Source organism: Paenibacillus polymyxa, assembly GCF_018614975.1.
GTDB classification, from domain to species: Bacteria; Bacillota; Bacilli; order Paenibacillales; family Paenibacillaceae; genus Paenibacillus; species Paenibacillus polymyxa_E.
Genome location: NZ_JAGGNR010000026.1, coordinates 38,430 through 52,445, shown reverse-complemented (window position 1 = coordinate 52,445; position 14,016 = coordinate 38,430). Strand labels below are relative to the sequence as shown.

14 protein-coding genes are annotated in these 14,016 nt (G+C 47.0%); 4 read left to right on the top strand and 10 right to left on the bottom strand.

The genetic code is table 11. The features are described 5' to 3' along the window. The first annotated feature begins 242 nt into the window (after positions 1–242). The 4 genes from J7E78_RS20255 to J7E78_RS20240 all read left to right on the top strand — a co-directional run bounded on the left by J7E78_RS20255 (position 243) and on the right by J7E78_RS20240 (position 3,581). Positions 243–1,019 carry an ABC transporter permease gene (locus J7E78_RS20255; RefSeq protein ID WP_215077931.1) on the top strand — a complete coding sequence of 259 codons (777 nt, stop codon included), beginning with the start codon at positions 243–245 and terminating at the stop codon, positions 1,017–1,019. Beyond that, positions 1,016–1,816 carry an ABC transporter permease gene (locus tag J7E78_RS20250; RefSeq protein ID WP_215077930.1) on the top strand — a complete coding sequence of 267 codons (801 nt, stop codon included), beginning with the start codon at positions 1,016–1,018 and terminating at the stop codon, positions 1,814–1,816. Before J7E78_RS20255 ends, J7E78_RS20250 begins: the two co-directional genes overlap by 4 nt. Positions 1,817–1,838: 22 nt before the next feature. Further along, positions 1,839–2,807 (top strand): ABC transporter ATP-binding protein, encoded by a 969-nt coding sequence (locus tag J7E78_RS20245; protein WP_215077984.1) that lies wholly within the window; start codon positions 1,839–1,841, stop codon positions 2,805–2,807. A 96-nt stretch (positions 2,808–2,903) separates the two neighbouring features. Continuing rightward, a complete protein-coding gene (locus tag J7E78_RS20240; protein ID WP_215077929.1) occupies positions 2,904–3,581 on the top strand; it encodes a M14 family metallopeptidase in 678 nt (225 codons plus the stop codon). A gap of 130 nt (positions 3,582–3,711) precedes the next feature. Here J7E78_RS20240 and J7E78_RS20235 read toward each other — a convergent pair whose 3' ends face one another. The 10 genes from J7E78_RS20235 to J7E78_RS20190 form a co-directional block, all read right to left on the bottom strand. Further along, positions 3,712–4,767 (bottom strand): serine hydrolase domain-containing protein, encoded by a 1,056-nt coding sequence (locus tag J7E78_RS20235; protein ID WP_215077928.1) that lies wholly within the window; start codon positions 4,765–4,767, stop codon positions 3,712–3,714. A gap of 165 nt (positions 4,768–4,932) precedes the next feature. Beyond that, a complete protein-coding gene (locus J7E78_RS20230; protein ID WP_215077927.1) occupies positions 4,933–5,334 on the bottom strand; it encodes a MerR family transcriptional regulator in 402 nt (133 codons plus the stop codon). 25 nt (positions 5,335–5,359) lie between these two features. Further along, entirely contained in the window at positions 5,360–6,850 is a 1,491-nt protein-coding gene (locus J7E78_RS20225; protein WP_215077926.1) for an alpha/beta hydrolase family protein, read from the bottom strand. Positions 6,851–6,934: 84 nt separating this feature from the next. Further along, positions 6,935–8,491 carry a glycoside hydrolase family 32 protein gene (locus J7E78_RS20220; RefSeq protein WP_251035160.1) on the bottom strand — a complete coding sequence of 519 codons (1,557 nt, stop codon included), beginning with the start codon at positions 8,489–8,491 and terminating at the stop codon, positions 6,935–6,937. A 42-nt stretch (positions 8,492–8,533) separates the two neighbouring features. Beyond that, a complete protein-coding gene (locus J7E78_RS20215; RefSeq protein WP_397330600.1) occupies positions 8,534–9,364 on the bottom strand; it encodes a carbohydrate ABC transporter permease in 831 nt (276 codons plus the stop codon). After that, positions 9,361–10,245, bottom strand: coding sequence for a carbohydrate ABC transporter permease (locus tag J7E78_RS20210; protein ID WP_215077925.1), 885 nt, complete (start codon positions 10,243–10,245; stop codon positions 9,361–9,363). The genes J7E78_RS20215 and J7E78_RS20210 overlap by 4 nt, the downstream gene beginning before the upstream one ends. Before the next feature lie 142 nt (positions 10,246–10,387). Next, entirely contained in the window at positions 10,388–11,713 is a 1,326-nt protein-coding gene (locus tag J7E78_RS20205; protein ID WP_215077924.1) for an ABC transporter substrate-binding protein, read from the bottom strand. A gap of 161 nt (positions 11,714–11,874) precedes the next feature. Further along, positions 11,875–12,855: a LacI family DNA-binding transcriptional regulator gene (locus J7E78_RS20200; protein WP_215077923.1), complete on the bottom strand. Its 981-nt coding sequence runs from the start codon at positions 12,853–12,855 to the stop codon at positions 11,875–11,877. Positions 12,856–12,947: 92 nt separating this feature from the next. After that, positions 12,948–13,391 carry a FixH family protein gene (locus J7E78_RS20195; protein WP_215077922.1) on the bottom strand — a complete coding sequence of 148 codons (444 nt, stop codon included), beginning with the start codon at positions 13,389–13,391 and terminating at the stop codon, positions 12,948–12,950. 19 nt (positions 13,392–13,410) lie between these two features. Next, a complete protein-coding gene (locus J7E78_RS20190; RefSeq protein ID WP_215077921.1) occupies positions 13,411–13,860 on the bottom strand; it encodes a disulfide oxidoreductase in 450 nt (149 codons plus the stop codon). Positions 13,861–14,016 lie beyond the last annotated feature (156 nt).

Genomic DNA, 14,016 nt, shown 5'->3' with positions numbered 1-14,016 from the left:
AGTTTATTTAAAATTTGAATAGTTCATATTGTAAACGTTTGCGACCTTCTTCCCAATTATAAAGGAACGGACAAACCGCTGTCTTGTGGCGCATTGTTGAACAGCCCTATTTCTTCCGGTATATGCCAAAAAAATGTCTTGCTTGTGAAGGAATAAATTGGTATGCTGTTGTCCTTCTCTCTTTTTTCGCCTTGACTGAAGTGAACGGAAACGCCGTTCAATCCACTTATCGGAGGTGTCACATGCTTTATTTCACTCTGGCTTCCAAAGCCTACTCCCGGAACCTGCAATACCGCGGGGCACACATGGTACATAACCTGGCAAGCGCCATGTTTGGTTACATGTACGCCTGCCTCTGGATCGGCATCGGGGCCGACCATACGCTCGGGGAATACGGGACACAGGGGATGATCAGTTACATTGCGTTCACGCAATCCTCTCTTTGGATCTCGGGTTTTCTCACGAACGGATTAGGTATTCCCTTATCCGTCAGGACAGGGCAGATCGCTCTGGATCTGATGAGGCCTGTTCATCTGTTCACGCATCTGATGGCACGCGAATGGGGGCAGATTGCCTACCAGTTCGTATACAAAAGTATTCCAATCTACCTGCTCTTCTCCATTGTCTTTTCCCTGCATTGGCCCTCAGACGTTTCAACACTATTCTATGCAACACTTGGTCTTGCCGGCGCCGCATACTTGTCCATCTGTATGAACTACATTATTGGTGCCACATCGATGTGGACTACGGAGTCCTCCTGGCTTCACTGGGGCAATCACGCGATGATGAATCTGCTGGCTGGTTTTTTCATTCCGCTGGAATGGCTACCGAACTGGCTTGAACAACTTGCCTGGATATCACCCTACCCGTTCCTGCTCTATGTACCTACCCGAATCTATCTTGGTTTCGAAGATGGCTCCTTGTTATGGGGAACCTTGCTTTGGTGTGTCTTCATGACGTTGATCTGTCTTGCGATTACCCAAGTGTTACGTCGTAAAGTGGAGGTGCAGGGCGGATGAAGCGAACTTCCTGGTTCAATTTATATAAAATGCTGATTCAAACAAGCATCCGCAGCCGGATGCAATACAAGTTCAATTTCATCATGGCGTCCGTACTGGCCGCTTTAATTCAGATCTCCGAGTTTCTGATGGTTGCTCTCGTGCTGCACAAATTCGGAGCAATTAAAGGCTGGTCCCTCCATGAGATCGGTTATCTCTTTGCCATCATGACGTTATCCAAAACACTGTATCGAACGTTCGGAAACGAAGTTCACCATCTGGAAAAATATCTGGTTAATGGTGAGCTTGATCAACTGTTAACACGTCCCATGCCCGTATTGCTGGCACTGCTGCCGCAAAACTTCCGCATCATGGCCGGGGAAGTCCTGCAAGGCGGGTTCATCCTCTGCTGGTCTTTGGCAGGCATGATGCACAGCGGGCAGATCAGCTGGATAGCCATTCCCTTCTCCCTGCTCATTATCCTGACGGGCGCAGTCATTCTCTTTTCCATCGGACTTGCTACCGCCACACTCGGATTCTGGACCACACGTATCGAGGAATTACAGACGATCACTGAAGATGCAGCACGAACGGCTGCCCAATATCCGCTAACATTATATCCCAAATGGATGTCTGGCATTCTGCTGACGGTGATTCCCGTGGGCTTCGTCAACTATATTCCGTCTCTTTACCTGCTGCGAGGTGAAGGAGGAGCGTGGGTTCTTGTAGCTGTTGCGGCTGTTGCCGTACTGAGCTTGGCTGCAAGTCTGCGTTTCTGGCAATTCGGCATGACCAAATATCAAAGTACAGGTAGCTAAGGAGGCGTAACAAATCATGAACATGATCACAGCACGGCATCTGCAAAAGGAATTCAAAACACCTGTTATTCGTGAAGGACGTTTCTCAGGTCTACGTACGTTATTTTCACGTGAGTATGTGTCCAAGGAAGCGGTACGCGATATCAGTTTTGATATCGGCCCCGGTGAGTTTGTAGGTTACATCGGTCCAAACGGGGCCGGCAAATCTACAACGATCAAAATGCTGACAGGTATCCTGCACCCCACCTCGGGCGAGGTACGGCTTGACGGTATGAATCCGCATCAGGACAGGCGCAGAACCGTTGGTCGACTCGGCGTTGTGTTTGGACAGCGCAGCCAGCTCTGGTGGGATCTGCCCGTGAAAGATTCATATGATATTCTGGCCGAGATGTACGGCGTGCGTGCCGAGGACAAAAAGAGACGGCTGTCCCAGTTCGCCGAGCTGCTGGACCTTGAATCGTTCTGGGCCACGCCTGTCCGCAAGCTCTCGCTTGGACAACGCATGCGTGCCGATCTCGCAGCTTCCATGCTGCACGATCCGGAACTGCTTTTTCTCGATGAACCAACGATTGGACTGGATGTGAACGCAAAGCGGAACATTCGTCAATTTCTACGTACATTAAATGAAACGTTTGGCAAAACGATTTTGCTGACCACCCATGATATGGATGACATTGAGCAGTTATGCAGCCGGGTCATGGTGATTAACCATGGTCAACTGACATATGACGGCACGATCTCGTCACTTCGCGAAACGATTGGACTGCCCACGCTGATCCGGGTAACGTTCCGAGGAGCGTTTCATATCCCGGATGTTGTGTCGTCCGCGATACATATTACTGGAGTGGAAGGGCAAATCGTCACCGTCGAAGTGAACCGGAAGGAATGGAGCACAATGGACATTCTGAAACAGTTGGAGCACTGGGGTGAGATTGAAGATGTAGAGATGAAAGAACCCGATTTTGAAGATATCATTCATCGTGTGTATTAGTCGGCCCATTTTGTGAGGAAATAGGATGAAGATCTGTTCTTACGCCGTTACATGAAAGAGGGACATGGCGTACTGTAATAACGGAGGTGAAGCGTCATGCTTGTAACCAAACATGTCCTTGTAGCATCCAGCACACACGCTACTCCCTACTTCATCGTACGTGGTATGATGCCGGGACCGGTAATGTTCATTACATCCGGGGTTCACGGGAATGAAACGGCGAGTATGGCCGCTGCGCAAAAACTCGCAGATGATATTGCGACGGGTCGCCGCGCCATTCAGCGAGGGCTGCTGATTATTGTGCCACGTGTGAACCAGAAAGCCTACGCAAAAAAAATCAGAGGCAAGCCAGATCTGAATCGTACGTTTCCACGTCGTATGTCAGGCAAGGCCAAGCATCCACTGGCTGCAGCGGTTTTTCAGCTGGCTCGTGAACATCGGGCTGACTGGTGGCTCGATCTGCATGAAGCCAACGGGCTGTCACAGCTTAGTTCGCGAGTGCTTGGACAGACGCTCATTACCAATCCCGGCAGTCGGACGATTCCGGCTTGCAGAAGAGTTATCGAACGGATGAATCGATCGATTGCCATTCGTGATCGTCATTTTAACCTCAAGCAGCATGAATTGCCGGGATCTGCCCGTACAGCGGCCTCAAGACTATTACAAGCCCGTTCTGTTACAGTGGAGACCTGCTGGAGTCTGAAACGCGCGACCCGCATCAAGTATCAGACGGAAATTGTGCACCATTTTCTAGGTGAAGCTGGCATGTCATGATTGAGACCATTAAGATAGAACAAAAAGAAACCTCCAACCGAGAGCGCCCGAAGTACATCTTTAGGGACTCTCTATTAGAGGTGTTACATTTTGTTCCTCATTTCCCATTACTCTAATAACACTTCTGCGTTTATCTCTGCATCATGGCTTCCAGTATTTTATTACCCACAGGATCCAGCGACATGAGTGGATAAAGGTCTTTTTTAGTTATAAATTTGAATATCGCGTCCAGATACTCATCCACAATGGAGGCTGATCCAAAACAATAATTAGACAATAATACAACGCCTATACCCTGTTCCTTATTTATAGCCAAATAACTGCTGAAACCAAATGTACCGCCGTTATGCCAAAGAATATTCTGATCTGAGATGTTGTCACTAAACCAGGCGTAATGATGAGTTGAATCTCCAATCATTACAGGCGTGTGACTTTGTTGTATTGCAGAGGCTGCAGGATGATCTTCATTCAGATTGGCCTGCACAACTAAACACATATCGTGAAGAGATGACTTGATCCCCCCTGCCCCCTCATGTACAGCAGAATCCCAGTGAGGCATTTTTTTCCCCGTTGACGTATGTCCATCCACAAATCTGTCATTCTGTTCTGCATTCAGCATAACAGCTGTCTCGGTCATGTTTAATGGACCTGTGATATATTTTTTTAGCAGATCGTCATATGTACTGCCTGATACTTTACATAGGATATAACCAAGTAAGCCCACGCCGGTATTGGAATACTCAAATGAACCCATCTGATCCGTAAAGTCAGCATCCGATAAAAAAGCAAGTAAATCATCCTCCGTATAATTCGAGTACGGATTGTATCGATTTTTCTTCGAAGACAGGTTTGTGGCAACTCCGGGTAATCCAGAGGTATGCGTCGCAAGACTTTTTAAGGTAACCTTATTCAAATAATCGTTTTTACCGTTGTGTATGTACTTGCCAACCGTGTCATCCGTGGAAAGCTGCTCTTGACGTTCCAATTCTAATAGAAGGATAGATGTAAAAAGTTTGGTCACAGAGCCGATTTCGAACAACCTGTGTTCAGCAGCAGCCGCGCTCTTCTTTTGGGGATTGCCGAATGAATGATATTCGATATCTCCCTTTGTAATCATGCCAATCTCAAGATGCAGATGTTTCTTTCCTTTGATGTAATCGGATACAAAACCTTGTAAATCTCGCATAGAAAATATTACTCCTTTTATGGTGTGAATTTCATTATTGAAATATTGAAATCACGTTAACCACCATTATGTATTGGCAAACTTCACTATGTATTCGTTTAAAACTTCCGATTCCCTGCTCGTTAGTCCATGCCTGTTTTCTCCTAAACAGGAAAAGAGCCGCATTTACGGCTCTTTCTTTTGCACCCTGAACGATTGAATATAATTGTCGATATCGTCCTCCGGTGTATGCAACAGTCGTGCCAGATGAATCTGCATCTGTTCCAGATGCTCAATATGCTTCTGAATATCAGCGATTCGGTCACGGACGAGTGTTTTTAATGTATCCTTTTCCATGTCTTCCTGGCTGAGCAGTTGCAGAGTCTCTTGTATCTCCTTTAAGGAGTAGCCCAGCGACTGGGCATCCTTAATGAACTTAATCTTAACCAGATAATCCTCGGTATACACCCGGTATCCATTGGATGAACGACGGGGAGCAGGAAGAATCCCGTTATCCTCATAATAACGGAGGGTTGCCATACTCACACCGGTACGCTTGGCCAACATTCCTCTTGTCATGGTTGCCATAGATACCCTCCATCCTTCTGCGGGGTTATTCCGCTTTTTGGTGACGTAGCTTAGTATACTTGGTGTCATAAGTGGCCTCAGGAAATTTGGATGAAGGGCCTTGCAGCAATGGTTGCTCCTCCCCCTTCAAATAATGATCAAAGAAGGCCAGCGTATATGATCTGGTGATATCTACATTATGTTCTGGCGTCATGCCTCTGGCAAACATTTTTGGTGAAATTAACGAAATATCCGTAAAGCTTTGATGAAAGAAATTCTCTACGGTCAGATAATAGGTGTCATTGAGACTGCTTGTCATCACCCGATCCAGATCAGGCTCAAACTCGGGATAAAATACTTTATCCATGGCAGTGGCGTCCGGGTCCAGACTTTTGGCTGTCCCACCTGACATGATATACATAAACGGCTGTTTCAAGGATGCCGTGGATACTTTACCCCAGAATCCGCCTTCCAAACTAAGTCCTGCTTTGAAACGCTCATCCTGAGCCAGCGCTTCCGCCGTGGTTGCACCGCCGTAGGAGTGACCAAAGATACCGACAGCATCCAGATCAAGCTTGCCTTCGAGCAATTGATTCGGATCATGTGAATTCCACTGCGTGAGCGTGTCCAGTACAAAGCTTGCATCCTCTGCACGGATACCTATCCCTTTTATATTATATTGATATAGTTCTTTGGAGGTTGGGAAGTCAGGGTCCGGCTGATAAGAAGCGACATGGCCATCCGAGAATGTAACTTGTGCAGATGTATACGGATGGTCGATACCAACCACAATGTAGCCGTGGCTCACGAGCTCCTCGATCGCGGTCATACTTTGAAAGCGAGTAGAACGTATCCCCGGTGAAAATAGTAATACAGGATACTTGCTCTGTGCAGCAGATACCTCGGCACCTTTAACAACATGCGTCGGAATCGTGTCAAGGTAACTGAATACCACTGGTGGAATGCCAAATACCAGGCTGATCGCCTCTCCCAACTCGGCAGGATAATGCTCTAACGACAATCCTTTGGCTGTTTCCTGATCTACAGGATACCAGACGTTGATCATGAGTTCTCGCTTATCTCCCGTTTCATCCGATTTGGTCTCTTCCCGGGAATCATCCGTTAACTGCTGCGAAAAGGTTCCTATGGCAAATGAACCTGTCGATTCGGGCATCGTGAATGCAGGGAAAAACGAAGTCAGCACAATGGTACCTGCACTAAGAGCCAGCACCAGAATGGATGCCAAAATGATTTTGAACCACGATCGACCTTTCTGTTTCTGTTTCTGTTTCTGTGTATTCTGAATATTGCGTCCGGACTTCCATAATTGAACGGACAATACAATCAGTAAAACAAGGACCACGATATAGGTAGGCAGCAACTGCACACGAAAATGATCTATTACCCCATGCAAAAGGATAGCCAGCGCCAGTGCCAACAACGTACCGCCCCCCACTACCCGGCGTTTGGGAGCAACCAACATGACCACTGCACTAATAACTGTCACGATTACTAAAATCCATTCTAAAATTCTCATTTTTCAGCCTCCATTATTCCTTGATAAAAAAAGAATAAACCTTGAAGTATACTTCAAGGTCAAGGCTGTATTTTAGAAAAGATTTTATCGAGGAATTCGTATATCCCATTTGCGAAGTTCGGTCAACGTACACGTTCCAGACGAGAAAGCTTTGATACCTGTCGAGTTTGGTCCAGGATATATCCGCCCTGTCATGACCTGCTCTCCCTGCTGAATGAACACCTCAACGGAGCTGACATCCATAAAAATATGAAGTTCCAGTTTCCCGTCAAGCAGTTCCACTGTCGCAGCTCGTTCTCCGCCCGGCCCTTGTCCGGCCTGCTCGCGATTGAAGCATAAACGACGCTGCTCTACATCATAGGAAATCAACGTTTCTTCATCCTCACCCGTGCGCAGCTTCAAACCGAAGTGCTGTGCCTGTTCCGCTTCAAATACAGCATATAGTTCGTAGCGGTCTCCGCTGACTCCAAGATCATGTTCGCCATCGTTTAAACGTGTACCATAAAGCTCAGTGCCTTCCGACCTGTACTGTCTAAATTCGGGAAGCGGCTGGAATATCAAGCGTTCTCCCCTACGAATTAGTTGTCTCGGCAAAGTCATCGCTCCAGCCCACGCATGGGACTGTTGTGTCGGGATTTCCGTTTCCCACGTATCCATCCAGGCCACCATGATTCGTCGTCCCTGTGCATCCTCCATCGTCTGAGGTGCGTAAAAGTCGAAGCCACAGTCCAGCGGAACGTACTGCTCGTACTTCAGCACACCTTGGTCTTCATCCAGCGTTCCCATCATATAAACGGTCGAATGCAAGTTGCGATAGTTATCTCCCTGTGCAGGCATGCGCTGCGGAGACATGATCAGCACATCTCGGCCATCCAGTGTGAACAGATCTGGACATTCCCAATTGTCACCAAGCGTCCCGTCACTCTTGGCCATAATGTTGACATAACTCCAATCCAGCAAGTCTGTTGAACGGTATAACAGAATGACACCTTTGCCCGCAGCATCATTCGATCCAAGGACGCAATAGTACACACCGTTTCGTTCAAACACTTTTGGATCACGGAAGTCCTTCGGACTGGTATGCTCTGGGATTTGATCTAGCCGAATGACCGGATTCATCGCACTTTTGACAAAATCAATTCCATTGTCCGAGACAGCGATATTCTGTGTCTGCAAGTAATCGTTATCCTTGTCGGGTCCAGTCACGACATGTCCCGTGTACATCAGCACCAACTTGCCATCCTGCACGATTGCACTTCCAGAGAAGCAGCCTCCACTGTCGTAGCTCTGATCGGGTGCCAGGGCAACAGGCAGATAAGACCACGTAACCAAATCACGGCTCACCGCATGGCCCCAGTGCATCGGCCCCCATACCGGTTCGTAGGGATAATGCTGATAGAACATATGATACATCCCACCGAAGTATATGAAGCCGTTGGGATCATTCATCCAGCCCACCTCTGGCATCAAATGATAGGCCATTCGATAGGTTGGATCAACCTGATGTCGATGCGCCTTGATATATGCGTTGGCCCGGGCGAGTGTATAACTCTCCTTTGTTTGAGTCGAAGAACTCGTCAGTCCAAGATCTGTCTCTTGCCTTGTGTCTATATCCTGCTTCTCGTATCGTTCCTGGTTCATATGTCCTTCACTCCTGTCTCTCTCTATATCACCCGACTGAACTTATTTGATTGCCCCTTGCATGACCCCCTGAATAATGTACTTCTGCGCAAACAGATAAACGATAAGGACAGGCAGCAGGGTCAACACCAGACCAGCCATCAATGGACCGTAGTCCACGGTGTATGTCCCATAAAAATAAAACGTGGATAGTGGCAGCGTTCGCTGCTCGGATGAAGTCAGCACCAGGGAAGGCAGCAAAAAATCATTCCATATCCACAATACATTCAGCACGCTAATCGTTACGGTTGTTGGCAGTAACACCGGCAGTACGATACGGAAAAAGGTCTGCACTCTGCCGCAACCATCCATTAGAGCCGCTTCTTCAAGCTCCAGGGGAATACTTTTGATAAAGCCATGGTAGATAAATACAGCGAGCGGACTGCCAAAGCCAATATACATGTAGATCAAAGACCACTTGTTATCCAGCAGGCTAAGCGAGCCGTATATTTTAACCAGTGGAATCATAATGGCCTGGAACGGAATAATCATCGCAGCTACCATCAGGAAAAAGAGATACTGATTCAGCTTGCTTTTGTGACGAACAAAGTAATGGGCTGTCATCGCCGCAAAAAGAGCAATCAGTAATACACCTGCAATGGTAATAAGCAACGAATTGCTGAAGGCAGATACATATCCCATTTTGTCAAACGCATTGACGTAATTATCGAATTGAAAGGAGCTTGGCAACCCCAGCGGATCGGAGGTAATTGCCTGATTAGCCTTGAACGAATTGACGATCAGAAGTACAAAAGGAAATACAAACAAAATCATCACAACGATTAATGCACTAAACTTCATCCAGTTGAGAATGCGCGATTGTCCAGCCATCATGCCTCGACCTCCAGTTTTTTGCTGAAATAGACCTGGAGCAATGTAATGGCGGCTACAAGAATAAACAGAACAAAGGCTTCTGCCTGACCCAATCCGTAGTCACGAGCAAGAAAGGCCTGCTCATACACATGCATGGATACCATCTCTGTGCTCTTGAAGGGCCCGCCACTGGTCAGGGAGACGTTCAGATCGTATACCATGAATCCCCGCTGCAATGACAAAAAGATGCATACAATAAACGAAGGAACCATCAGCGGCAATACGATTCGCGCCAGCATTTTGCGGTTACTTGCCCCATCAATGCTGGCTGCTTCCATAACATCCTTCGGCACATTCATAAGTCCAGCAATGTAGATCACCATCATATAACCCGCATACTGCCAGACGGTCACCACAATGAGTGCCCAGAACGCCTTGTCCGGGTCAGCCAGCCAGGAGGTGGAAAACAGAGTAAGGTTCATTTTCTGTCCTGCAAAGACCAGTACCTGATTAAAGATAAACTGCCAGATGAAACCAAGCACAATTCCGCCCACCAGATTCGGCAGGAAAAATCCGGCCCGAAACCAGCCCTGTGCCTTCATTCCCCTGGTTACTACGTAAGCCAGCAAAAAGGCTAAAGCATTGGTCAGCACAACCGTAATAAATACGTACTCCAGCGTCATCCCGAACGATTTCCAGAACACCGTGTCCTTGAACACTCCGATGTAATTATCCCAACCAACAAAATTTTGATCGACTGCAATACCGTCCCAGTTCGTAAACGTCAAATAAATACCATACAAAAACGGAATAATCATCACTGTAGCAAACGCAAATAATGTCGGGCCAGTGAAGATCAGGCGAGTGCGCAGACGTGTCCATAATCCTTTTTCGGTCAGCATTGTCATCCTCCACTCTGTCCAAATGATTAGCGTGGCGGTTAAGCCGAAAACATGTCGGATAGACCTCGTGTGGAAGCTGTCCGTTCATCATCTCCGGCGTACCGCAAGTTTCTCTCTATGTGATGCACAGGGCTAAGATTCTTTATTTCACGTTGCTCCAGTATGCCTGAATTTCACTGGCAAGTCCGGCACGGTCAATGACGTCAGCCAAATATTTCTGCATGGATGCACCCAATTTGGACCAGTGATCCGCAGGAAGTGTACTCATTGATTCTTCGATTTTGCCTGCCTTGATGTATTCGCTAATGGATTTGCCAAGTGGATCGGTTGGCTCCAGTGTAATGTTGCTGAATGCCGGAATAATGCTGGCTTGATTCACCAGGAAATCCTGACCTTTTTCGTTATAAACGATCCAATCCAGAAATTTCTTCGCTGCTTCCTGCTGTGCTGGTGTGCTCTTTTCCTTATCCAGCAATATTCGTTTGGATACGGCAGCAGAGATTTGCGTATTACCAAAATCATCCGGGTTATTGCTCACAGGTACCGGGAGGAAGCCATATTTTCCATCTGCTGTATCAAAGCTTGAAATTTGCGGCCATGCCCAGTTGCCCTGGAACCAGATGCCAACCTCCCCCTTACCAAGCACCTCAGGTCCACGCTCATAGGTTCCGGACAGTGGAGATGCCTTGTCAATATTGTAAGTTTTCATCAGATCAAATGTATCCAACAAGCCATTAAACACGGCATTGGAAGCGAGGTCCACTTGACCAGCCTTCAGATCAGTAATGAATTGATCCACCTTCGCACGGTCCGATGACTGCCCACCATATGCAAGCCCCAGATAATGCGCACCAAGCGACCAATCCATCGGTGATACAATCAGAGGTGATTTTCCAGTAGCAGCGATCTTTTGGAACAGCTCATCAAGCTGTGCAGTGGTCTGTACAGAATTTGGATCGAATGTTCCCCCTACCGCCTGATCCAGAACATTCTGGTTATAGATGAATCCATATCCTTCAATAGAGAAAGGGAAGGCATAATTTTTGCCATCAAACGTTGTAGCCGCTGTGCTGTTCTCCACAGCATCCTTCATCCAAGACTCGGATGTGAGATCCAGAACACGATCCTTGAATTTCTCGACATCCCCTGTATCCAGCATCATCATCGTTGTAGGGCTACCGGAGGCATACAAGGCAGACGCTTTTTCAAACGGAGACTGTCCACTGCCTACAGGTACAATTTCAAGTGTGATATTTGGATTTTCGGCATGGAAGTCTTTAGCCGCTTGCTCCAGCTGACTGTTAATTTCCGACTTGGAATTGAGCATCGTGATTTTGACACTCTCACTGCTGCTTCCCTCTGAGGAGGAGTTGGACTCCGTTGCTGCTTTACTTCCACATGCCGACAATACAAGCATCATAATCAAAGACAATACCGATAATTTCATCCATCTCTGTTCTCTTTTCATCTTGTTATGTCCCCCGATCAATAGTTTAAAAGGAAACGCTTACAAATCGAATTATAATGTCAAAGGTTTGACATGTCAATCGTTTGACATACTATTTTAAAAAAAATAACGTGGCTTGATTTTTCCGTTGCAAAAGGACGAATATGAAAAAACGACCTGTATCAGGTCGTCTCTCTCTCCACGATGGTAACCGGCAAAATATGCTCCATCCCGATCTCCTCTTCCGCGAGTTGGCGTCGAATCAGATCGATCGCTAGCTTGGCCATAGCCTCCACCGGCTGCCTGATCGTTGTAATACCAGGCACCGTGTACGATGCCGCACGACTGTCATCATAACCTATAATAGCGATATCATCGGGCACTTTGCGCCCACCTAACACGATCTGCTTCAGCGCATGCACCGCCATCAGATCACTCGTCACAAAGAGCCCATCCACCTCGGGGTGTTGTGCAAGCAGCTTATCCACCAATTCCGTATACTGATGCTGATCAAACACATTCAGATCGGTTTCATGAATCATGACCGGTTTGACGCCATGAGCCTGCAAGGTATCAACGAAACCTGTCGTCCGGCGATTGGACAGCATTTGCAATTCCAAATTACCGCAGATATGTGCCAAATGTCTTCTGTTCTTCGCGAGCAGCAATTCAGCAGCCATAACCCCTCCCTGATAGTTATCAGATGAGATAAACGGGATGTCTTCACCGATCTTACGATCAAAGGTCACGATTGGGGAATGCAGATTCATATACTCATCAACTTCCAGTGTATGACTTCCCATAATAATGCCATCCACGCGATTACCCTTGAGCATTTCCACATATTCACGCTCTTTGGAAGGGTCCATGTGGGAATTGCATAACATAATTTTAAATCCATTCTGGTAAGCATGATACTCAACATAGCTAGCCAGTTCTCCAAAAAACGGATGGGATACATCGGGAATAATCAAACCTATCACATTGGATTGTTTACGCAGAAGAGAACGGGCAATTTCATTGGGTCGATAATTCAGTTCGTCCATGGTTTGATACACTTTGTCCCGAGTCTTCTGACTGATATATCCCCGGTTGTTTAATACACGCGAGACGGTAGTTACAGAAACTCCTGCCCTGAGTGCAACATCATGAATAGTTGCCATAACACCCTCTTTTCCTACAACATTCTTCATACCATTAATATTATAAACCTATTGCTAACCCTGAACCAGACCCTTGGTACCCGCCTGCTGCTTCATTCCGCTACAATTCTTGCTCTGGGCATGCTATGCATAGCTCCGTGTGTAACATGAACCTGTACCACATACGTGCCTGGTTCTTCAAAGGTATGCTGGATTTCATACAGCCCTTCCTCTGCCTCAGTAGCAGTAATAGCCCCCTGATTCTCCAGTTCGTCGGCTGTCATCATACCTTGTTCCGGAGATACAGAAGGCGGATCATCAAGCTCATTCCAGATCTGGAATTGCACATGATCGGCATGGCTTAACGGTGCATCTCCCTGTGTAAGCTTCACCTGCAACCGTGTTGGTTTATGAAGAGCAGCCTTCTCTGGAACGTCAAGTTTCACTTTGATCATCTCCGGCATCTCCCCGGAAGCAGACTGTTCCTCATAGGAACAGCCAGCGACCATAAGGATTAGCACCAGGAAGGGCAGGAACCAACGAGCTTGTCCGCTCATCACCATCTATCCTTTCTTATTAAGAAGATTTTGGTGTTTTGCCGATACCCCACAGCATCACGATGATGATAATAAAGGCGATCAGTGCCAGTAATGGAATCGTGATGAAACCAAACCAGTTCAAATAGTCGGTATAACATGGAACCTTACCGCATGCGACGGCATTACCTGTAGCGGAAAAAATACGCTGGATCGTTACATGATATAACGAAATGCCGCCACCGACGAAACTCAGTGGGAGTACGTATTTCGTGATGCCCACGTCATCCTTAAAGTAGGCAATGCCCAGCAAAATCGTTAGTGGATACATGAATATGCGCTGGTACCAACACAGATCACATGGAAGGTATCCCTTGATCTCACTGAAATAGAGACTGCCCCCTGTTGCGATAACGGAAACGGCCCAAGCCACAAATAACCGGGTATCCACATTTCTCGCTTGGCGCTCCGATTTTGATGATGTACTCATTCCTCTGTCCCCCTCTTCATTTTGCTTATACCAAATTATCATACATCATTCTAGACTCCATCGGCTATTCAAGCTGTTATGTAGGTCATTACTCGATGATTATACCAAATATTTGAACTTTTGGGTGAATACAAAAAAGCTGCCGTATGGGGCAGC